The organism is Shewanella sp. SM101 (genome assembly GCF_025654465.1).
GTDB classification, from domain to species: domain Bacteria; phylum Pseudomonadota; class Gammaproteobacteria; order Enterobacterales; family Shewanellaceae; genus Shewanella; species Shewanella oncorhynchi.
In genome coordinates, this window is record NZ_JAKKRH010000040.1 from 20,835 (window position 1) to 40,691 (window position 19,857).

Here is a 19,857-nt window from a genome sequence, read left to right on the forward strand (position 1 = left end):
GCTTAGTTGAAACTATTTAAGATGCATAATGAACTCAGATAACGATGAACCTAGACAATACCGAGATAAGAATGTTGCTAAGTGCTCTCCAAAAAGCCAGACAATGATAACCATCAGCCGCAAGGCTTTGTCCTGCAAGGCCCTCAAATGACCGACTCCAGAACATCTAGCAAAAACGGCGTGAATGTGGATCTATTTTTTATTCCACTGAGTGATATTTCATTGCCGCAAACATCACTCGCTCAGTCTTGGTTAAGTGATGATGAACTCGCTAAGGTCGCGCGTTATCGCGATCCCAAGGCGCAAATGAAGGGATTACAGGTCAGGGCTGCGTTGCGTGCCGTGTTATCTCGCTATGCGGATTTATCGCCACACGAGTGGTGTTTTGAATATGGCGCTAAGGGTAAGCCGAGTTTAACGGCAAAATTGCAACAGCAAACGGGGCTTGAGTTTAACCTAAGCCATAGCGGCGATTGGTTATTGATTGGTGTGACTCAGTTTCATGGTGTTGAGTCTGGTTTATTTGGGGTCGATATTGAAAGATCGCGGCCGAAGACGGATATCTATCCAATCCTAAATCATTATTTTTCCGCCCAAGAAACTGCGGCTTTGTTGACCCTTGTCGATGAAGCGAGTCAGCGGCAGCGCTTTTTCGATTTATGGGCGTTAAAGGAATCCTATATTAAGGCGACTGGCCTAGGTTTAGCGCAGTCGCTTAAATCCTTCGGCTTTGATCTAAAGCCATTAGAGCAATTGGTGGCCGGATCGGTTGAGCTTAGATGCCAAGATGCAGCGTTGATGCCGTTCTATGGTGTGGCGCCTTTGCTGAGTGTCTATCCTAATATCCCGCTGCAAACCATTGATGCAAGTTCATTGTATTGGCAAACCTATTTTGGGCGTTTGACCGAGGAGTACCGTTTTGCCGTGAGCTTAGGGCATGCTGGTAACACCGAGATTTCCATAATGCTAACGTCGCAACTGAGCAACATAGAAGCCTTACTTGCCGATTATGGTTAACTTGTCTTATTCATCTTCGGTTAAACATTGCTGGGTATAGTCACGCCCATAATATTTTGAATTTGAATGAAATAAATGAGGTTTAACAATGAAACGGATTAAGTGCCTAATACCTACCACTATGATGGTGTTGCTATCTGGTTGTGGTTATTTTGGTGGCGATGAAAAGCAGCAATTGGAGCAGGCTTGGTTAGCCCAAGATCCACAGTTGCAGCAAGTGGTTGAGCAAATTCGTGCCAATGGCTTAGATGTTGTGGCTCAAAGCGCGGCAGCAGGCACAGTTTCGGCCTGTGTGGCTGGAAAACTCAGCCAAGATCCGTTGGGTAAGTTAGTCAATGTTGAAGGTTCGCTGGTGGAGTCGGCTAAAGTGGCAGAACTGCTGGGTGACTTACAGAAAGTAATGGAGCAAGACATCAGTTTTGATCAGGTCGCGAGCTTGCTACAAAAGGGCGCCGATGCGGCGGCTTATGCTAAAAGTCTTATCGAGCAACAAGGTTTAGATCAAGCCTTACAAAGCCTTAAGCAAATGGTGACCGCGAGTGAGCAATTTGCCCAGCAAGACTTAGGCGCGCATTTTCAGCAGTTATTGCTTGAGTGCAAAACTTCAGTCCCAACGCCAGAGTCTGCGAATTAATTATCTTACTTTAATCTGGCCTTTAAGGAGTGCGCGAGAGAGAACATGTCGTGAAAATGGCTATCCGTACTTCACTCTTTTGCTTACAGAACTCGACTCGCCAAGTGTCAGAATGGTTAGTGCTAGTGTAATTTTTCCATAAAACGCCCTGAAGATTCAGGGCGTTGATTTGGTTATTTCGCGCTTGGTAGTGGGACGATTTCAAAGCTTTCATCGAACTTTACTAAGGTCGACGCTATCTTACCGAAGGCATCTTTATCACCCTCTAACTTGGCAGTACCCTTAGCCAGTAACTCTTTAAGTGTGACTTTTCCGAGTAAAATCCCCGTAATATAGCGTTTATCAATATAAAGATTGGCATCGGCCTCCATCGGTTTATCAACCTTAATATTGCTTAAATTACCGTTACTTAGTTCAACATAGAGCGTTTCTTGGGTGTCGGGGTTAATCACATTAAGCCTGATTAGCCCAAGTTCAGCTGCTTTGAGGCTATCGACTTTTACGGCAAGGAAGTCAAACAGGGTCGATATGTCCATTTCTCCTAAAATATCTGCTGAGGCCGATTTAGGCGCGCCGGGTTGAATGCCTACGCGTAACTCTTGGGCGCCAGTGAGGTAAATGTTGCGCCAGCCAGCCCCTTCGGCCTGATAACCCAGTTGCTCATAGGTATCGGCAAGTAATTGTCTTGCCTCTTTATTATTAGGTTCTGCCATCACGACCTTATTGAGTGCGGTGGCCACAAAACGGTACTCGCCTTGGGCATAGTCGGCTTTGGCGTGTTTCACTACGGCTTTGGCACCGCCCATATACTCCACAAATTTCGTCGCTTCATCTTTTGTCGGTAGTGGGTTTAAGTTGGCGGGATTCATATCGAAATAGCCAAGGTACATGTTGTACACGGCTTTGGCATTATGGCTGTAGGTACCGTGGTAACCATTGGTGTACCAAGTATCGCGCACAGCCTTAGGGATAGTGGTTTGAATCGCATCGCCAATATCTTGAATACCCACGCCATTATTAGCTAAACGCAGGGTTTGATTATGCACTAGGCCATAGTTATCCCTTTGCATTCTTAAGTATTGGTTTACATCAGTATTGCCAAATACGGGGGCTGAGTGGGCAGTGAATATAACCTGTGCATCATTACCAAAATGGGCCAGTAATTCGTTGATATCCTTAGACCATTTTATCGCATCTCGAACTTTTGCCCCGCGTAAGGTATAAATGTTGTGCATGCCGTGGTAGGTGAGCTCTGCGGTCCACAATGCTTTCATTGAGGGAATATAGGTGGCCATTTCCGAGGCGGCTTCTGTGCCTGATGCATCCATAAACACCATGTCGATGCCATCAATGGTGAGTGTTTCCCACTTGTCTTTTGCATTTAAGGTGACATCGGGTTTAACGTAGGTCACTTCGCCTTTGGATAATCCCTTAGCAAGTGCGGCATCGACAATGCCTTGATCGTTTCGCTCTAATGTTGCGCCGTATTGATAGGCGGCGCGGCGGCTCATGGCATTACCGGCAAGCACGTTTTCGTCGACAATTTCTTTGGTGATGTTATTGGAACCATAGACTTTGACATTCGGATACATCTCTTTGATGGCGCGGGAGCCGCCAAAATGATCTCCATGACTGTGGGAATAAATCATCGCGACTACGGGTAAGTTATTGCCCTCGGGCAAGTGTTTAAGCGCAAACTCGAGGGATAATTTTGCCGCTTCTTTGGTGAGCAGCACGTCATAAAGGATCCAACCCGTTTTACCGCGGATAAGGGTTAAGTTCGATAAGTCTGTGCCACGCACTTGATAAATGCCATCTGTGACCTTGTATAAGCCGTTAGACACCATATTCAATTGAGCTTGGCGATAAAGTGAAGGGTTGACTGTGTCTGGGGTTTTGTCGCCAATAAAGCTGAAATCGGCACGTAAAATGGCTGCTGTTGGTTCATCGAGTTCAGCAATAAGATTTTTAGAAAACTCTTCAAAGGCTTTTTTGTCAGCAAAATTAAGGCTTGCTGCTGAGGCTTTATTTACCGCAATGGTTTGCTCGGTGGCAGGCTTTCCCTGATAGTGCAGGCTAATATGTTCATGCTCGTGTTCAGCGGCCACGGCGCTTAAAGAGAAGCTGGCGATAATACTCATTGTCATCAAAGATTTTTGCATTATTTTACCTACCGAAAAGTGGGATAGTGTCGTCGATGGTTTGAGTATAGCCAGCTTGTGTATTTAGATAACTCGAGTTAGCTTGGGTTGTAATATTCATATAGTGAATGAGTGCACTCTTTTATGCCGACACGAAAGCCATTAGATTTAAATTTATTACGCGTGTTTATGGTGGTTTACCGTACTCGTTCATTCACCCAAGCGGCACAGGAGTTAGATTTAACTCAGTCTTCCGTGAGTAATGCGATAAGCCGGTTCAGGGCTTGGGTCGGGGAGTCGCTGTTTAATCGGGTTGGACGGGGAATTGAGCCTACATCGGTGGCACGGGAGATGTACCGTAAATTTGAGCAGCCCATGGCGGATATTGAAACCGTATTACTGGGGTTTGAGCATTTTGATCCCAACTCGAGCCAGCGGCGCTTTTATGTATATGCTAATGAGTCGGTTATCGAAGCGCTGCAATCAGGCGTGCAGGCTTTGTTACAGAATGCGGATATTGAAGTCATTTTCCGCGAGTCGCCGCCGCAGGAGGATGAGCTATATCGCGATATTTTGCTTGAGCGGGTCGCCGTTGCCATAGACATTAAGCCCGCGCAGCAAAGTTTGCTCTCGAGCAAATTACTCTTCACCGAAACCCTCGTTTGTATCGTCAGTTTGCAGCATCCTCGTATTCAAGATGCTATCACCCATGGGCAGTATTTTGAGGAGAAACACGTCTTTTTAAATATGCGGCGTTTTAATTTGACTGCAGGGGATTTGTTTACCGAAGGCGTGTTACCAAGGCGCAAAATGTACAGTGAGCAATCATCTTTATTGAGTATGTTTGCAACTGTCGGCAAAAGTGAGGCGATAGGCATAGCGCCTTTGCGGTACGCCAGTCAGTACGCTGAGATGTTCGGCTTACAGATTTTACCTATGCCCCTGAAAACAAGGCCAATTGATTTGTATATGGTGTGGAGCAGTAAATATACCCAAAACCCGAGCCACCAATGGCTACGGCGTTTATTGCTCAATGCGAGTGCAAACACTGTGAATAAAAAAGCTCTGAATCTAGCGAGCAGCTAGGGCTAGCGATTCAGAGCTTTGTTGCAGTTTTTAAACCTTATTTTCTATCTCAGATTGTTAATCTAATAGCCTAAGAAGGTCATTACTGTCTTGCGAGTCTGTGGCTTTCACCAGGTTGCTCGAAGTCACTGCGATAAGGGTTGATATCTAAACCACCGCGACGCGTGTAGCGGGCGTAAACCGTCAATTTAGTGCAATGACAGAAACGTTTTAAATCGACGAAAATTCGCTCGACACATTGCTCGTGGAATTCGTTATGTTGGCGGAAAGAAATCAAATAGCGCAGCAGTTTCTCGCGATCGATTTTAGGGCCTTGATAACGGATCATCACGCTGCCCCAATCGGGTTGCGAAGTGATCAAACAGTTGGATTTCAGCAGGTTTGAATTAAGCGTTTCCGCGACCGTTTGCTTATCGTCTGTACTGTTAACTAAGTAATCAGGATTAAAACTATAATCGCTGACTTCAATATCGAGATCGTCAATACAAGTGCCTGGTAACTCAATAATACGCTGAATACCAAAGCTTTTTGGCTCGATAATCTTAACGCTAACATCACCTTGAGCACACTGACTTAAGTCTTGCACTAAGGTTTTTTGCAGTGAATCTAGGCTATCAAACTTGGTTTGATTAAAGCTATTGAGATACAGTTTGAACGATTTCGACTCAATCAGATTCAGGCTTTCATAGCTTAAATGAAATTCAGCTATGGCCACCATAGGCTTACCTTTGGCATTTAACCAAGACAGCTCATAACCCGTCCAGATATCGGCACCATGAAACGGTAACGTCCCAGTGAGTGCAATAGCATTACGGTTTAGTGAGCGTGGAACCCCTTGCAGCAGCGACGCATCATACTCGGCTTGGTAGTCGGTGGCTTTACCTAAAGTCAGGCCAACAAGCGCTTGCGCATCACTATAGGGATCGTGATTCTGTGTCATCAATACTGTTTCCATGTCAAAATAGGCGCACATTATACCTGAAATTGGATTGTGCTTAAGTGTCTTGTCTGCCCGCACTCGATAAATTTTTGCAAAACTATCATCAAGCTTACTTAACGAGTTTAGGTGAACTACCGCGTTATTACCCACAGGGTGAGCCTTCTGTGTGTATTCAAGGCGAATTTCAACCGGATCTTGAACAGGCCGTTTCTTGGCAGCCAGTGAAACGCAAAGTTGAAGGCAGTTTCGCCAATGTAGAGCATGCACTGGAGTTAACTTTATGGCCAGAGATCAATGATTTTTACGGTCATTATTTCTCCGCCCCAGTATTATTTGACTCTAAGTGGGGCACAGGGGAGTTACTGCAAGTCTGGAATGATGACGATTTTAACTGCCTGCAACAAAACTTGATTGGTCATCTGATGATGAAGAAAAAACTGAAGCAGTCACCGACTTGGTTTATCGGTCTGTTAGATGAGGGAGATAAAATGCTCACCATCAATAACAGTGATGGTAGCGTATGGATTGAAATCCCTGGTGAAGTGCAATCTGAGCAATTGTCCTCGAGTTTGACTGCGTTTATCGAAGCATTATCGCCACGGATAGCACCACCCGTTAAACATGAAGAATTACCTATGCCCGCATTAGAACATCCTGGTATTTTCGCCAGTTTTAAACGTATGTGGCAAAACCTTTTCGGTAAACGTTAACTTCTGTGAGCGACATTTTTATTATCAACCTAAGTATTAACTCAACCTAAGCGTGGCTTATCTTAGGTTGAGTTCTGCAAGGGGATAAACAGGTGTTATTGATGATCCCAAGACAGATTCGACACTATGCGGCAAGGCTCGCAGCGAAAATGGAACATATCCAATAAAGGTTCATCGAGTTTCCAATCATGACTGCCACAACGTGGGCAAGGTCGCGTTTTTTCTGTGGCTAAATCTTGGCCGCCAACGCGATATAAGTAGTAATAGGTCGGGATCTGAGTGAGATATTCGATACGACCGCGCAAATCCCAACCTCTGCGAAATAAATCACTGTCAGGACTCGATAATTCCTCTAGCGCGGCAAATTCTGCCTTAGTGGCCGCCGCCATTTGCAGCTCGTCGCAGGCTTGCCATTCGCTCTGCCAACGGATAATACGTTTATGATCGCCATTAAAGGTTGCGGGTATACGGTACAGGGGAATGGGCAATAAATTGTCGCCGCTGCGTAGGGGCGAGCACATATGCACAAAACTGGTGTATAGCAGTTGCCAGCTGGGTGTTTCGGTATTACTTACTTCAGAATTGATATCCTGACCAATAAACTTTTCCCGCGGCGCGAGTAGTTTAGCGTCGGTTAATTCTACTAAGGCTTTTTTGACCCAAGGGCTGTGATATTTGTGCGTTAAACTGCTTTTCTCTGGCATCAATAAACGCACTCTAAACTCACCGTCATTAAAGGCGACCGCAAATTCTCGTCCTAAGATTTGGCCATTAGCTCGATAGGCTTCAAGGAGCTGATTAATGGCCTTCTCGGCGGCAGATATCGTGGTGTCGGCGAAGCATTCGAAGCGCAGTTCAGTGACAAACATTAAGCTGTTTTTCCTTGGGTTTCTAATAAGTTTATGCGTTGTTTAAGTTCAAGCAGTTCGTTTTTTAATTGCATTATTTCTGTTTTTTGCTGCTCAGCATGACGTTCAAAATACGCCTGTTGCATCTGCATGCGCTCGGCGAGCACAGCAAGGGTTAAGGTATCGTTAGTTGCGGGAACGTCAGTTGTAGGGCTGATAGTTTGCAACTCAGCTAAACGCTCGCGATCTGCCTTAGGCATAGATTTAAATTGCTGTAAGCCTTGGATCAATATAGGTAAAGGTAGGCTACTACCTAAACGGGTTTTAATTAAGGCAAGGCTCGGTACTTTACCGCAGGCTTCGAGCGAACGTGCGGCCGCTAATACTTGGTCAAGGGGACTCATAATTAGCAAAATTCCTTAATTTGTTGAATTGTTTAAACCAATTTTAAAAAAATAATTAATTTTTTCATTTAAAAACAGTGTGTTGTCTTGTGGCATTTATTTTGCTTATTGTCCAGCCGAAATACCATTTTTTAAGCTTCAATAATAATTACACAGGATGTCACATGATGAACCATAAATTGAATAACAAACTTATCGCCATCACTTTTTTAGGGCTCGCAAGCTTAGGTCTTAGTGGCTGCGTGGTCAATGTCGGTGATGGAGAATCGGGCTGGGATAGCAGCGAATCTTGGGAGAAAGTGCAGGATAAAAATCGCACTAACTTAACCAAACTGAGCTTAGGCATGCCTAAAGACCAAGTGATGATCTTAATGGGCACCGCTGATTTTAGTGAAGCCTATATTCAACAAAGTGCTCAACAAGGTGAAGCCAATAAAGAAGTCTTAGTGTTGTTTTATCGTACCCAGCGTAATAATGGCGATGGAAAAACCACTAAGGATGAATGTACGCCTATCGTGCTGAGCAACAATGCCTTAGTGGGTTGGGGTGAAACGGCTTACGGTAAAATCTGAACCAACGAGTCTTATCGTTTACGTAGCTGAGTGTCTAATTGCTCAATGGGCTCAGTCCAGAGGGCATCGGCTTCTAAACCTTCAATGATAAAGCTCTTTTGGGCAGGGGTCCAAAAGGGCGCTTGGCTTAAATGGATGTGATGGTCGATATCATGGGTTGCAATAAACTGCGCTATGGCCTCGTCGCTACTGTCTAAACCGAGTTGCTCAAACAAGTGGCTTAAGTCTACTGGAGTTGTATCCATCATTATTTCCTTTTCAGTATAGTGCCTTCGTTTAGAGTAAGCGCCTGATTGAAAAATGCAATCTATGATTAAAATTTGCACTTTTTAGTTTCCTTGGTAGATTAACAGTTACGCATAAAAAAGTGTGAGCTAAGTCAAGGAATGCTAACGATGGACAATGAAATTCTAGAGGACTGCCGCGCAGTCTATTTGACCGCGGAAGACTTACGCATTGCCGCTTCTATTCTCTATAACGCTTACCATGATGATCCTTTTTTTGTCGATTCACTCTTTACCTCAGACAAAGCCGCTTATGAGCAAAAATTGCGCGCCGCAATCAGGGAAGAACTCAATACGTTATGGCAACAAAAACAAGCTCTCATTGGTTTATTCGACCATGAAAGACTCTTTGGGTTAGCCTGTGTAGTTACTCAAGAAGTGCCTTTAGGGGAAGGGCGTTATTGGCATTGGCGCTTAAAGATGTTGTTAGGTACTGGCTGGCAATCGACCCAAGCTTTGATGAAAAAAGAGTCCAGTATTGTCGAACTTTTACCCAGTAAGCACTGCGGTATTTTGCAGTTTATTGCTCTTGCACCAAATGAACAGCACAAAGGACTTGGACATAAGTTAGTGCAAGCTGTGGTGAGTTGGTGTGATGAGCAGCCTGATTTGGATGGCATTGGTGTGTTTATCGCTCAGGAGAACCACTTGCAACTGTTTACTCAGCATGACTTTGTATCCATAGGCGAGCTGAGTATCGGCAGTGTCCATGGCCAGCTTTTATTCTATTCGGTTCAACAAGATGACTAACTCTTATAAACGTTTCGCCGATTTTTATCCTTTCTATTTATCCCAACACCAGCACCCGACTTGTCGGCAATTACACTTTGTTGGCAGTTGTTTAGTTCTGCTGCTGATTGGCATTGCCTTGGTTTCACAAGCCTGGTGGCTATGCTGGTTTATTCCTATTGTTGGTTATGGTTTTGCATGGGTGGGACACTTCGTATTTGAGAAGAATCGACCCGCGACATTTCAGTATCCTTTTTACAGTTTGATGGCAGATTGGGTGATGTTTGCGCAGATGATTCGCCGCTTTTTTAAACGTTAAAAAAACTGCCCGAGTGAGATGCCCATGCCCGTGTGAGAGATCGCTTACAAACGTTGTAGGACATAATGTTTTCTTTTTGATTGTTTTTTGTCCTACAATATTTAATTTTAAATAGAATCATTGGTTTGTATTTATTTTTCTTTGGTTGGTCCGTAATTAATTTTGTAGTCCGTTCTTTGAGCCGAACAAAAAAGTTAGGGTTAACGTAGAATTCACTCATGGCCAAAGCAAATGGATAGCAAGGAAAGCGAATCAGGCCAAAGGGACGCAAGAAGCAACGAATTAAGATTTCAAGGTTGAAATCGCTGACGGTAGGAAAACTGTCATTCGCCTCGGATAGGCTAAGGAAAAGCAGGATTGCTTTTCAAGGATGATTAGGGACAGTGAGTTGTATCGTCAGGATGATGAATTTCAGGAAGAATACAGGGCACGCTTAAGGATTAAGCATGAACTCGAAACAGGATGTGTCGAGATAAGGATAAAGTATAAGGGTGAACAGCTTGTACTAATCTATGGAAAATAAATTTTGCAGGATGCAATAGGAATACGTCATAGGAAGTGACAGGCTCTGTAAAAAGGATTTACAGGTCAAGGGACTGAGTGTTATCTCACGTAAGTTTGATACACAGGGACGAAAAAGGATTACAGGGACGACGCAGGACGCAAGCAGACGCATGGATGGTGCAGGGAGCACAAATCGAGCAGGACGGCTTACAAAGGATAAATGGGGCGCACTTTAGTTGCGCCCTTTTCTTTGGTTCATTTTCAGCATTAATCTGGCTTTGCCAAGCTATAACGCTATTCACGCTATAACGCTATTCACACAGACTTTATCTTAACGCTGCTTAAAGACATCTTGCCGTAAAACATGTTTACCAGTCTTACTTCTCTTATTGCCCAATGATTTACTCTGTGTTGACTGTGTTTTGGTCATGCGCCGAATGCTTGTCGAATTTTGAGCGATAGCGGTTTATGCATAAGTCCTTCAGGGGAGAACATCTAGCACTTGCTTACTTTTGATTTGAATTGCCATCCTCCGTGTAAGAGATCTCTCACAAGTATGTAAGTAATTTGTAAGTCTAAAGGGTGGTTATGTCTCTGGGTTAGTTATTATTTTAATTTATATCAGTAGGTTAACCTGTTTGTTATCAGTTGGGTTCACCATTTTTGTTAACATTTTAAATAATCCACAATGAGTACTTTCGTTGGTTGGCGTAGAATTCATCTTGTAGAAGGAATTGCGGGCAACAGGATGTTGGCGATCAGGATGATCGAACAGTGACTAAGGAATATGACTTAAGGAAAGATAGGGATATAGGCCTTTCAGGATGAAAGAGAGCCAATACCAAGGAAGGGAGACTATCAAGGATTGATAGACTTATTGCATAGGATGGCAATGGCACAGGGAGTGCAATTGAATGGATGCAATACCCGTTTCATGGATGATGATGGAACCGCTCAGGAAAGAGCAAGCTTGGGACTGGATGACCAAGAGATAGGGAAGTACATGAGTACAAGGACCTCAAGGATTGAGCAGGGATGAAGCAGGACGCAGATTGACGCATGGATGGTGCAGGGAGCACAAAAATAGCGGGATAGCTTAACAGAGAATAGGAGGGCGTGGCTTTAGGGCCGCGCCCTTTCTTTTTTATTTTTACAGTGAGTTATTTTGCAGCACCAGAGAATAACTGATTATTCTCAATTCTGGCGAACAGCTTATTTGGGCATCATAGTCGATAATACTTAATGACACTTGCCTGAGCTACAGCCGCTTTGCGTACCACAACCGCCAAATTTCCCCTGCGCTGTCGGCGCCTCTTGCCATTCGGGCTCCGGGAAGATAGGCCATTCGATTTTTTGAATTTTCTTGCCTTGCATCCAAATATGGCCACTGTACTGGTTAATGCCGTCGGTGCTGAATTCAAATAAATATTTCGCTTTCCAACAAATCCCCGTGGTGCCGCCAATGCTAGGGCGGGCGGTTTCCATTGCTATGGCTAATAGTTGCACTTTTTGTCGCCAACATTCTTTTTCGGCAAAAATACGGCTCAACTCTGCCATTTGGCGTAACTGCCAAAAAAATGCGGCAATCACGACGAGGCCAATAATTAACAGTAAATCTGACATCATTTGCTTGCTGCCTTAAACAAACCACCTATGGCTTGTGATAGTTGAATGCTTCGATTGGGATTTCTTAACTCGCCTAGTAGTTGATTGCGCAAACTAGGAATAGCCACAATATCAGCAAAGACCTGATTAAAAAAGGCTTGGGGCTGCAGTGCTAGGGCTTCTAAGTAAAGACTGCGACTTGAATCTTGTTTTAATACCGACCAGTTACGTCCGGCAATACTGATTAGGGCATTGGTATCTAAAGAGGCTTGGCCGTGTAGATGCTCAAACGCTTGTTGGCTGTGTTTGGCGCTAGAAGCCAAAGCTCGTAGGAAATAGGCTTGGTGCTCTGGGGCTGCATCTTGAAGTTTCGTGAGAATCTTATCGGCGAGTGTGTCGCTAATCAGCAAGTGTTCAAGGCATTGGCATAGGGCGATTTGCACTTCGATGGCGGCTGTATCAAAACTCAATACCAAGTGCTGCTCATGATCAAATTCTTTTGTGCGTACACACACATCGGCTATGCCTTGCATTCCAATATGTTGCCATTGTGATGGGGCAATTTGGCCTGACAGATATTGCACGGCAAACTCGTATTGTGATGAAGCGCGCTGGCCAAGTTGTTTACGAACGAGTGCGTTAAATACGGCAAGTTTTTCCTGGCTTGGCTTGAAATTAAACGGATTATTCGCGAGTCGTTCTTGCTGCTCATCACTGAGTGGCTGAGTGGGATCTTGCCCTAATGCCGCTAATATCATTTCGATAAATTGTGAGCGCGGTGCAGGCGACAGTAATCCTTGCTCATCTAACGCCAGTTTTAGAAACCAAATAAAGTGTTGCTGGCTCGCATCCCAAAAGACAATAGCAAATTGTGCATGCCCTTGAATGGGATAAGGATAAGGGGCTGACAGAGATTCGATTTGGTGAAATGCGAGCATATCAATATGTTGCACCCTACGGCCAAGATCATACACTTGGAACTGGGTTTTGGCTGTGGTTAAAAACTGGCTTAAAGTTGTAATTTCAGTCATTTGGCTGCCATATCAATCAAAGAGGCTCAATAAATTGGCGCCATTATAGGGGGAAGTGCGTCTGGATGGTATTATTGCGGCACTTTAATCGACCTATTCGGCCAGTGAATTGTGGGGAGTTCTTGAATCACAAAGGGCTAATATGAGAATGGATCTGAAAGCTATGTTATACAGTCAAACCCAAGCTAAATTGGCTCAGATTACCCACGCGCTGCAAGCGGCCGAGTTGTGGTCTGAGCAAGCGCCTTCTGCCGCTGCAATGGCAAGCACAGCACCTTTTGCCTGTGATCTTATGCCCCTTGAGCAGTGGCTGCAGTTTATTTTGTTGCCTAGAATGCAGACTTTAATCGAAACGGGGGCGCCATTGCCGACGCAAATTGCGATTGCCCCTATGGCTGAACATGTTTGGCAGGATATGCTCCCGCGCCAAACTTTAATTAGCGTATTGAATGAATTGGATATGTTGTTAAATGAATCAAGATGATATCTGGCTTGAAACGCCTGAAAATGCAGTGAATGTATCCCAAGAGGATGATTCAGAAGAGCAGGCGCCTGAGATTGAAATTCTTTATGAAGATGAGCACTTAGTGGCAATTCATAAACCCGCAGGCTTATTGGTCCATCGCAGTTATTTAGCGCGTCGGGAGCGATTTTTTGCCATGCAGCTGACCCGTGACTTAGTGGGCTGCCATGTGTTTCCTGTACATCGTCTCGACAGGCCGACATCCGGCGTGCTCTTGTTTGCCAAGAGTAGTGAAGTGGCCAATGCTCTGTGTGAGCAATTTGCCTCCCATACGATTGAAAAACAATATCTGGCTTTAGTGCGCGGTAATATGCATGAGAGCGGTATTTTAGACTATGCGCTTAAGGTTGAGTTGGATGAATTAGGCGATAAGAATGCCGATCCTAATAAAGCGGCGCAGGAGGCTGTGACGGCGTATGAGCCGTTACTCAATACTGAAATTCCGTATCCGTCAGGTCGATATCCCACTAGCCGATTCGCACTGGTACGCTTGAGTCCTAAAACGGGGCGTAAGCATCAGCTCAGAAGACACATGGCGCATTTACGCCACCCCATCGTCGGTGATACCACCCATGGCGATGGTAAGCAAAATGCATTTTTTCGTGAGCATTTCGGTATTAATCGCCTGTGGCTTATCGCAAAAAAACTCACCTTTACACACCCTATAACTCAAACTCGGCTCAGCATAGAAACCGAGCTCGAGCCTGAGTGGGAAACCGTGTTTGCCGAGCTAGGTTGGGATGAGGCGACCTTGAGTCAGCAAGCAGAGTTATTCATCGCCCAAGAGGCGTGAACAGCAAGCGGCCAATGCTTGATATGGTGATATCAACTTAGCCGCGTGAATAAAATTAAGTGCATTCACTTTGCTTTGTTATTGAAACTAAAGTCATCGAATTTAAAACGAGGTGGATTGCTTAATCGAGGAGTTGTGGCGTTTGTGCTGTTTGTGGCCGCAGCTCTTGCATCATGACGGCTAAGGTTGAGAATCCAGACGTGAGTGCAAGTGGCGATATGAGATTTTGCTGGGCGGAGTGGAAATAGTTTTTACGCCGAATATGGGTTGTTTTGTGGTGCTGCTTGAGGTGTTTTTGGCGGGTGGACTGTCGCATTAGATATTTTCTCACGCTCAATGGCTTGATTTATAAAAAATTTGCGCCTTAGCTTGCTCATACGCTGAACAATAAAGTAAGGTCAGCCTAATAAGGTTTGTAACGCGATGTGGAGTGTATCATGAAAAAGGTGAATCTGGTGTTTGGCACTGTATATGGTAGTGCACAATTTGCCGCTGAAACCCTAGAGAAAGAAATGCAAGTTTTAGGTTATGATGTCACATTGTGGCAACCTAATGAGGTAGCAAGCTTTATTCCTCCTCAGGATGAATTGTTAGTGGTGGTGACTTCGACGACCGGACAAGGGGACTTACCCGATGATATTCAGTCTTGGTACCATAATCTTAAACATCTAGCACCCTATTTACCTGAGCTTAGATACAGTGTGATAGCTCTAGGTGATTCAAGTTATGAGACTTTCTGCGGTGCAGGTAAGTCTGTAAATGCACTCTTGAGTGAACTTGGCGCTAAGCCGCTGGTGGAATTACTTGAAATTGATGCCTGTGAAACCATGGAACCTGAGGTTGAAGCGATAAAATGGCTAAAACGCTGGAATCAAGTCGTCAAAACCGAGCTCGTCGCTTAGGTAGTTTCGTCAATCTACAGTGGTTTAAATTTGCCCAGCGCTTAAGCCAAGCGCTGCTTATTCCTATTGCCATTTTACCCGCCGCTGGGGTTATGCTCGGCTTAACCGTTAGTCCAATTCCTTTTATGCCCGAAGAGCTGACAGTGCTGATGCTGGCGGTAGGCAAACTCATTTTCGCCATTATGCCGATGTTATTTGCCGTTGCTGTCGCTATTGGCTTTTGCCGCGATCAAGGCATTGCCGCCTTTTCGGCAGTGTTTGGTTATGGGGTGATGACGGCGACGTTAGCCGCACTGGCCGATTTGTATCGACTTCCAACCCAACCTTTATTAGGAATGGATACCTTAGATACTGGAATTGCAGGTGGCATGATGCTCGGTGGTATCACTTGCCTCGCAGTCCGTTGGAGTCAATATATTCGCTTGCCTGCGATTTTCTCTTTCTTCGAGGGACGTCGCAGTGCATCTTTACTTATTATTCCCCTAGCGATGAGCCTAGGTTATGTACTCGCCCATGTGTGGCCACCCTTAGCTTTATTGATTGAGCTCGTATCCGACTGGGCGGTTTATCAAAAACCCGCCATCGCCTTTGGCGTTTATGGCGCATTAGAGCGGTTACTTATTCCCCTTGGCTTACATCATATTTGGAATGCGCCTTTTTACTTAGAGGTGGGCCAATATCAGTTATTGGGGCATGAAGTCGTTCGTGGTGAGGTGGCGCGCTATTTAGCGGGCGATCCGCAGGCAGGAAACCTTGCCGGTGGTTATCTGATTAAAATGTGGGGATTACCGGCGGCTGCACTGGCAATGTGGCGCTGCGCAGATCCCTCTGAGCGCAATCGCGTGGCGGGTATTATGCTCTCGGCGGGGGCGGCAAGTTGGTTAACTGGGGTGACTGAACCTATCGAATTTGCTTTTATGTTTGTGGCGCCGATTCTATTTATTATTCACGCCTTACTCACTGGGCTCGCTTATTTTGTCTGTATTATGCTGGATATTCACCACAGCATAGTATTCTCCCAAGGGCTGGTGGACTTTACGCTGCTATTTCCATTGTCCCGTAATGCCAGCTGGTTTATTTTCCTTGGGCCTTTAACCGCCATAATATATTACCTGTTGTTTAGACTGAGTATTTTAGCCTTTAATTTGAAAACTCCCGGTAGGCTTGAGCATAACGACAGCAAAGGACCCAAAGAAAGTTTACGGGCGATTATTGCGGCGCTCGGCGGGCGTGAAAATATCGTTGAACTTAATGCTTGTTTGACACGGTTACGCTTGAGCGTGCACAAGCCTGAGTTAGTCAATAAGGTGCGTTTGAGTCAGTTGGGTGCTAAGGGCGTGATCGTTATGGGCAAAGGTGTGCAGGTGGTTTACGGCACTAAGGCCGAAACTTTGCGTAAAGTATTGCAGCGTTACTTAGATACTCGCCGCTAGGATTGTGTTTTTACAAAATTAACTGCTTAATTTTTACATTTTATTGATTCAAGCCTCTGAAATATCATTTTTATTTTCGCATTATAGGGTTTTCATACTGTTCAGCATGATTTGCTATGGCAAACTCGATGTAGGGACAATATAGGAGAGCCAACTTTGCAACAAATGACTGAAACTCGCGGTAATACTTCGCCATCCATAGAGCGTAAAATCTTACTGACGGATTGCGCTGATGCCCAAGGCCTCATCGCTAAAATCACCAGTGTTTGTTTTACTCATAAACTGAATATCATCAAAAACAGTGAGTTTGTGGATAATGCCCAAGGGCGTTTCTTTATGCGAACTGAGTTAGAGGGCATTTTTAACAGCGAACAGTTATTGCAGGATCTGCGTGACGTACTGCCTACGCAAAATCATATGACGTTAGTTAGCGCAGGTAAAAAACGTATTGTGGTGTTAGTCACAAAGGAAGCGCACTGTTTAGGCGATTTGTTAATGAAAGCCTATTACGGTGGTTTAAGTGTCGAGATTGCCGCTGTGGTGGGTAACCATGATGCACTACGTGAATTGGCAGAGAAGTTTAACATCCCCTTTCATCTGGTGAGCCACGAAGGCTTGGACCGAATTCAACACGAGCAAGTACTGTTGGCCGCGGTATCGCAATATGAGCCAGATTATCTGGTGTTGGCTAAGTACATGCGGGTGCTAACTCCAGATTTTGTGGCGCAATATCCTAATCGCATCATCAACATTCACCATTCTTTTTTACCTGCCTTTATCGGCGCAGCACCCTATCGTCAGGCTTGGGAGCGCGGGGTGAAAATTATCGGTGCGACGGCGCATTTTGTGAATAATTGCCTCGATGAAGGGCCGATCATCAAGCAAGACGTGATTCCCGTCGACCACAGTTATAGCGCCTTAGAAATGGCACGTGCTGGGCGCGATGTTGAAAAGAGTGTATTGAGTAAAGCGCTGCAATTAGTGCTCAACGAACAAGTGGTCGTGTACGGCAATAAAACGATCGTTTTCTAAGATGTAGGTGAGTTGTGGCAATGGCATGACATTCAGCGGCGTTTATTTTAACCCGCGTCTGTCATGAAATCAGCTATCATTATGTTTATTGGAGATTTTATAGTGCTCACATTGGGGTGAACATAGCGGTATAGTGTATTGCCCATGCTCGAATTACAGGTCGGAGTGCTGGATGTCAACTCGTCAAAGCCTTATCGTTGGAATGAAAGACTTGCCCGATAGTTTGAATTTATCTTGGGCACAGCTAGATGAGCAGTTTTGTGTGCTACGGATGAGCCAAGCCTTTTACTGCCGTTGTAAACGCTCTGCGGCGCAAATCATTAATCAACCCATTAGCCAATTGTTTAGTGCTTTTAATGCTGAACTATGCGCCGATATTGTGAGGCGACGCGGCCAAGAAATAGGTTTTCAATTACAAGATCATCGCGGCATACGTGTGCATCTCGCGCTGCATTCTTTGCCTGAAATGGGATGGTATTTGATTCTATCCGACATCAATTTTGAAGATCCGCAGATGAAGGAGTTGCACTCGGATTATCGTCGAGCGATTCAAGCCAGCGATGCTTGGCTGCAACACATTGAAGATGTGATTAAATCCTCCCAAGAAGAAGTATTTAAAGTCGCAGTTTCTAAGGCGATGTCACTCACTGGCAGTCGATATGGCTTTATTCTGTTGCATAACGAAAAGTTAAAAACACTCACACTCGCCGCGCGTTCTGAGTATCCCCACGCAGAGGCTAATCAAGCCGATTTTGTTGAAGATAATACCCAAGTGTCAGAACTTGAAAGCCGCGTATGGCTCGAATGTGTGCGAGATTATAAGCCGATCATCCAAAATCAAACCGACTCCCAAAGGCGCTTAGGGGATTTGCCCTTAGATAAACTGCTACTTGGAGGGCGTTACTTGGCGGTGCCGATTTTATTTCGCAGTCGCTTAGTGGGCATGCTGTGCGTGGTCGACCGTAACGAGCCTTATAGTCGTAATGATGCGAGATCATTACTGACTTTTGCCAGCATTTTATGGCACAGCATTGAACTACCACGCACATTGCGCGCGGTATCCCGCCAGTCCAAAATCATTAAAGCGCAAAAAGAGCAATTATCTCAATCGTTAACACAGCTTATTAGTGCTATTTCTGAGGCATTAGAACTGAAAGATGCCTATACCGCAGGGCATCAAAAGTCGGTGGCGCAATTAAGTTATTTGATTGGTGAGAAATTAGGTTTAGACCCGCTGCGTTTAGAAGGGCTGAAGATTGGTGCCTTAGTCCATGATATCGGCAAGTTAGCGATTCCATCGCAGATCTTGACAAAACCGTCAAAACTTTCAAAAGAAGAATACGCATTAATTCAGACTCACCCATTACATGGTGCTGAAATTATTGAGGATGTGGAGTTTCCTTGGCCCATTAAAGAGATGATTTTACAGCATCATGAGCGGCTCGATGGCTCAGGTTATCCCGCGGGCTTAAAGGATAAGGCGATTTTATATGAGGCGAAAATTATTGCTGTCGCCGATGTTGCCGATTCGATATTGTCCCACAGGCCTTATCGCCCATCGTTAGGGCTGGAGAAAATGACTGAAGTGCTGCGTGCGGGTAAAGGGACACTTTTTGACCCTGAGATAGTCGAAACTTGTTTAGCGATTTTGATTAATCGAGAGTTGAGTATTAGCGATCATATCGGTGCTGCGCCGCTTGAACCTTTAGTCACTATTTCACTCGACCATGAGTTAGTTGATATTAAGCGTTTACTTACGACTGCCCATGCTAAGGTGGCCGTGGTATTGGATGAGCAACATAAGATACTAGGGGTGATCACGAGTCGCTTACTGGAACATTGGTTTAGCCCATTACTTGGCACTGCGGCTGAGCGTGAACTGGATAGGGCATCTTTACATAAAAAAGCCCATCAGATCATGGAGCATTCAGTGCCTATTATCAGTGAGGTGGCCACATCGGAAGATGCATTACTGCAGTTGAATTTACTAGACTCAGAATATCTTGTGGTGGTGAACAAAGCGCAGCAGCCATTGGGGATTATCGGCTGGCGGGCTATTGCCATGACGAGAAATGCATTCCGTGAAGTAGAGCGTTTGATTTATACCCAATCAACCTGAAGATGCGTGGGTAAAGAGCTGAAAATTATCATTGATCCGCGACGCTAAACTTTCACCAATATCGGGTAATGTTTCTTTGAAAAATTTATCCAGTGCGGACCTGAAATCTCGCTTATTTTTGAAGTACACGCTGTTCCTCGCGTGCTCATTCATGACCTTCCACAGTCTTTCTATCGGATTGAGGTTCGGGCTGTAAGGCGGTAAATAATGCAACTCAATATTGTGCGAAAT

22 protein-coding genes are annotated in these 19,857 nt (G+C 44.9%); 13 read left to right on the forward strand and 9 right to left on the reverse strand.

The features are described from left to right. Window positions 1–147 precede the first annotated feature (147 nt). The gene (locus tag L5M38_RS18640) at window positions 148–1,017 is read left to right on the forward strand and encodes a 4'-phosphopantetheinyl transferase family protein (RefSeq protein WP_317630253.1); all 870 of its coding nucleotides are present in this window, start codon (window positions 148–150) and stop codon (window positions 1,015–1,017) included. Window positions 1,018–1,105: 88 nt separating this feature from the next. Further along, window positions 1,106–1,651: a hypothetical protein gene (locus L5M38_RS18645; protein WP_263179961.1), complete on the forward strand. Its 546-nt coding sequence runs from the start codon at window positions 1,106–1,108 to the stop codon at window positions 1,649–1,651. A 173-nt stretch (window positions 1,652–1,824) separates the two neighbouring features. Here L5M38_RS18645 and L5M38_RS18650 read toward each other — a convergent pair whose 3' ends face one another. Continuing rightward, a complete protein-coding gene (locus tag L5M38_RS18650; RefSeq protein ID WP_263179962.1) occupies window positions 1,825–3,813 on the reverse strand; it encodes an alkyl/aryl-sulfatase in 1,989 nt (662 codons plus the stop codon). A gap of 123 nt (window positions 3,814–3,936) precedes the next feature. Here L5M38_RS18650 and L5M38_RS18655 point away from each other — a divergent pair, with 123 nt between their 5' ends. Beyond that, window positions 3,937–4,878: a LysR family transcriptional regulator gene (locus L5M38_RS18655; RefSeq protein WP_263179963.1), complete on the forward strand. Its 942-nt coding sequence runs from the start codon at window positions 3,937–3,939 to the stop codon at window positions 4,876–4,878. A gap of 82 nt (window positions 4,879–4,960) precedes the next feature. Here the strand turns inward: L5M38_RS18655 and queF are convergent, their stop codons facing one another. Continuing rightward, the gene (gene queF / locus L5M38_RS18660) at window positions 4,961–5,818 is read right to left on the reverse strand and encodes an NADPH-dependent 7-cyano-7-deazaguanine reductase QueF (RefSeq protein ID WP_105249734.1); all 858 of its coding nucleotides are present in this window, start codon (window positions 5,816–5,818) and stop codon (window positions 4,961–4,963) included. A 59-nt stretch (window positions 5,819–5,877) separates the two neighbouring features. Between queF and syd the strand changes: the two genes are divergently transcribed. Next, the gene (gene syd / locus L5M38_RS18665) at window positions 5,878–6,528 is read left to right on the forward strand and encodes a SecY-interacting protein (RefSeq protein ID WP_028760624.1); all 651 of its coding nucleotides are present in this window, start codon (window positions 5,878–5,880) and stop codon (window positions 6,526–6,528) included. 95 nt (window positions 6,529–6,623) lie between these two features. On the opposite strand, the gene L5M38_RS18670 is transcribed toward syd, so the two are convergent. Together L5M38_RS18670 and L5M38_RS18675 are read right to left on the reverse strand one after the other, a co-directional pair. Further along, window positions 6,624–7,397 (reverse strand): Zn-ribbon-containing protein, encoded by a 774-nt coding sequence (locus tag L5M38_RS18670; protein ID WP_263179966.1) that lies wholly within the window; start codon window positions 7,395–7,397, stop codon window positions 6,624–6,626. Continuing rightward, window positions 7,397–7,780, reverse strand: a complete 384-nt coding sequence (locus L5M38_RS18675; RefSeq protein WP_263179968.1) for a hypothetical protein — start codon at window positions 7,778–7,780, stop codon at window positions 7,397–7,399. Before L5M38_RS18675 ends, L5M38_RS18670 begins: the two co-directional genes overlap by 1 nt. 164 nt (window positions 7,781–7,944) lie before the next feature. Between L5M38_RS18675 and L5M38_RS18680 the strand changes: the two genes are divergently transcribed. Then, on the forward strand, window positions 7,945–8,352 hold the full coding sequence (locus L5M38_RS18680; protein WP_028760621.1) for a DUF3192 domain-containing protein: 408 nt from the start codon (window positions 7,945–7,947) through the stop codon (window positions 8,350–8,352). 11 nt (window positions 8,353–8,363) lie between these two features. On the opposite strand, the gene L5M38_RS18685 is transcribed toward L5M38_RS18680, so the two are convergent. Beyond that, entirely contained in the window at window positions 8,364–8,597 is a 234-nt protein-coding gene (locus L5M38_RS18685; protein ID WP_028760620.1) for a DUF2789 domain-containing protein, read from the reverse strand. A gap of 150 nt (window positions 8,598–8,747) precedes the next feature. Here L5M38_RS18685 and L5M38_RS18690 point away from each other — a divergent pair, with 150 nt between their 5' ends. Then, window positions 8,748–9,386 carry a GNAT family N-acetyltransferase gene (locus tag L5M38_RS18690; protein ID WP_263179969.1) on the forward strand — a complete coding sequence of 213 codons (639 nt, stop codon included), beginning with the start codon at window positions 8,748–8,750 and terminating at the stop codon, window positions 9,384–9,386. Further along, on the forward strand, window positions 9,379–9,684 hold the full coding sequence (locus L5M38_RS18695; RefSeq protein ID WP_105249730.1) for a DUF962 domain-containing protein: 306 nt from the start codon (window positions 9,379–9,381) through the stop codon (window positions 9,682–9,684). Before L5M38_RS18690 ends, L5M38_RS18695 begins: the two co-directional genes overlap by 8 nt. A 1,743-nt stretch (window positions 9,685–11,427) precedes the next feature. On the opposite strand, the gene L5M38_RS18700 is transcribed toward L5M38_RS18695, so the two are convergent. Both L5M38_RS18700 and L5M38_RS18705 read right to left on the reverse strand, forming a co-directional pair. Further along, complete coding sequence (locus L5M38_RS18700; RefSeq protein WP_006080967.1) at window positions 11,428–11,814, reverse strand: DUF3301 domain-containing protein; 387 nt, start codon at window positions 11,812–11,814, stop codon at window positions 11,428–11,430. Then, entirely contained in the window at window positions 11,811–12,824 is a 1,014-nt protein-coding gene (locus L5M38_RS18705) for a DUF3549 family protein (protein ID WP_263179970.1), read from the reverse strand. Before L5M38_RS18705 ends, L5M38_RS18700 begins: the two co-directional genes overlap by 4 nt. A gap of 163 nt (window positions 12,825–12,987) precedes the next feature. Here L5M38_RS18705 and L5M38_RS18710 point away from each other — a divergent pair, with 163 nt between their 5' ends. Both L5M38_RS18710 and truC read left to right on the forward strand, forming a co-directional pair. Beyond that, window positions 12,988–13,308: a YqcC family protein gene (locus L5M38_RS18710; RefSeq protein WP_173245855.1), complete on the forward strand. Its 321-nt coding sequence runs from the start codon at window positions 12,988–12,990 to the stop codon at window positions 13,306–13,308. Further along, window positions 13,295–14,140 (forward strand): tRNA pseudouridine(65) synthase TruC, encoded by an 846-nt coding sequence (truC, locus tag L5M38_RS18715; protein ID WP_263179971.1) that lies wholly within the window; start codon window positions 13,295–13,297, stop codon window positions 14,138–14,140. Before L5M38_RS18710 ends, truC begins: the two co-directional genes overlap by 14 nt. Window positions 14,141–14,261: 121 nt before the next feature. Here the strand turns inward: truC and L5M38_RS18720 are convergent, their stop codons facing one another. Beyond that, entirely contained in the window at window positions 14,262–14,456 is a 195-nt protein-coding gene (locus L5M38_RS18720) for a hypothetical protein (RefSeq protein ID WP_105249725.1), read from the reverse strand. Window positions 14,457–14,577: 121 nt separating this feature from the next. Between L5M38_RS18720 and L5M38_RS18725 the strand changes: the two genes are divergently transcribed. The 4 genes from L5M38_RS18725 to L5M38_RS18740 all read left to right on the forward strand — a co-directional run bounded on the left by L5M38_RS18725 (window position 14,578) and on the right by L5M38_RS18740 (window position 19,626). Continuing rightward, window positions 14,578–15,042 (forward strand): flavodoxin, encoded by a 465-nt coding sequence (locus L5M38_RS18725; protein ID WP_212600026.1) that lies wholly within the window; start codon window positions 14,578–14,580, stop codon window positions 15,040–15,042. Continuing rightward, window positions 14,994–16,475: a PTS transporter subunit EIIC gene (locus L5M38_RS18730; protein ID WP_263179972.1), complete on the forward strand. Its 1,482-nt coding sequence runs from the start codon at window positions 14,994–14,996 to the stop codon at window positions 16,473–16,475. The genes L5M38_RS18725 and L5M38_RS18730 overlap by 49 nt, the downstream gene beginning before the upstream one ends. A gap of 165 nt (window positions 16,476–16,640) precedes the next feature. Further along, the gene (purU, locus tag L5M38_RS18735; protein ID WP_113938988.1) at window positions 16,641–17,507 is read left to right on the forward strand and encodes a formyltetrahydrofolate deformylase; all 867 of its coding nucleotides are present in this window, start codon (window positions 16,641–16,643) and stop codon (window positions 17,505–17,507) included. Between the two features lie 172 nt (window positions 17,508–17,679). Beyond that, window positions 17,680–19,626 carry an HD domain-containing phosphohydrolase gene (locus L5M38_RS18740; RefSeq protein WP_263179973.1) on the forward strand — a complete coding sequence of 649 codons (1,947 nt, stop codon included), beginning with the start codon at window positions 17,680–17,682 and terminating at the stop codon, window positions 19,624–19,626. On the opposite strand, the gene L5M38_RS18745 is transcribed toward L5M38_RS18740, so the two are convergent. Further along, window positions 19,618–19,857: transposase (locus tag L5M38_RS18745; protein WP_263179974.1), on the reverse strand; the 240-nt coding region annotated here is incomplete at its 5' end. The two genes, L5M38_RS18740 and L5M38_RS18745, sit on opposite strands and share 9 nt — an antisense overlap.

Bases quoted from the DNA above. Each gene is read 5' to 3' on its own strand.
- L5M38_RS18640 (WP_317630253.1), top strand. From the start codon at position 148: ATGACCGACTCCAGAACATCTAGCAAAAACGGCGTGAATGTGGATCTA.
- L5M38_RS18645 (WP_263179961.1), top strand. From the start codon at position 1,106: ATGAAACGGATTAAGTGCCTAATACCTACCACTATGATGGTGTTGCTA.
- L5M38_RS18650 (WP_263179962.1), bottom strand. From the start codon at position 3,813: ATGCAAAAATCTTTGATGACAATGAGTATTATCGCCAGCTTCTCTTTA.
- L5M38_RS18655 (WP_263179963.1), top strand. From the start codon at position 3,937: ATGCCGACACGAAAGCCATTAGATTTAAATTTATTACGCGTGTTTATG.
- queF (WP_105249734.1), bottom strand. From the start codon at position 5,818: ATGACACAGAATCACGATCCCTATAGTGATGCGCAAGCGCTTGTTGGC.
- L5M38_RS18670 (WP_263179966.1), bottom strand. From the start codon at position 7,397: ATGTTTGTCACTGAACTGCGCTTCGAATGCTTCGCCGACACCACGATA.
- L5M38_RS18675 (WP_263179968.1), bottom strand. From the start codon at position 7,780: ATGAGTCCCCTTGACCAAGTATTAGCGGCCGCACGTTCGCTCGAAGCC.
- L5M38_RS18680 (WP_028760621.1), top strand. From the start codon at position 7,945: ATGATGAACCATAAATTGAATAACAAACTTATCGCCATCACTTTTTTA.
- L5M38_RS18685 (WP_028760620.1), bottom strand. From the start codon at position 8,597: ATGGATACAACTCCAGTAGACTTAAGCCACTTGTTTGAGCAACTCGGT.
- L5M38_RS18690 (WP_263179969.1), top strand. From the start codon at position 8,748: ATGGACAATGAAATTCTAGAGGACTGCCGCGCAGTCTATTTGACCGCG.
- L5M38_RS18695 (WP_105249730.1), top strand. From the start codon at position 9,379: ATGACTAACTCTTATAAACGTTTCGCCGATTTTTATCCTTTCTATTTA.
- L5M38_RS18700 (WP_006080967.1), bottom strand. From the start codon at position 11,814: ATGATGTCAGATTTACTGTTAATTATTGGCCTCGTCGTGATTGCCGCA.
- L5M38_RS18705 (WP_263179970.1), bottom strand. From the start codon at position 12,824: ATGACTGAAATTACAACTTTAAGCCAGTTTTTAACCACAGCCAAAACC.
- L5M38_RS18710 (WP_173245855.1), top strand. From the start codon at position 12,988: ATGTTATACAGTCAAACCCAAGCTAAATTGGCTCAGATTACCCACGCG.
- truC (WP_263179971.1), top strand. From the start codon at position 13,295: ATGAATCAAGATGATATCTGGCTTGAAACGCCTGAAAATGCAGTGAAT.
- L5M38_RS18720 (WP_105249725.1), bottom strand. From the start codon at position 14,456: ATGCGACAGTCCACCCGCCAAAAACACCTCAAGCAGCACCACAAAACA.
- L5M38_RS18725 (WP_212600026.1), top strand. From the start codon at position 14,578: ATGAAAAAGGTGAATCTGGTGTTTGGCACTGTATATGGTAGTGCACAA.
- L5M38_RS18730 (WP_263179972.1), top strand. From the start codon at position 14,994: ATGGCTAAAACGCTGGAATCAAGTCGTCAAAACCGAGCTCGTCGCTTA.
- purU (WP_113938988.1), top strand. From the start codon at position 16,641: ATGACTGAAACTCGCGGTAATACTTCGCCATCCATAGAGCGTAAAATC.
- L5M38_RS18740 (WP_263179973.1), top strand. From the start codon at position 17,680: ATGTCAACTCGTCAAAGCCTTATCGTTGGAATGAAAGACTTGCCCGAT.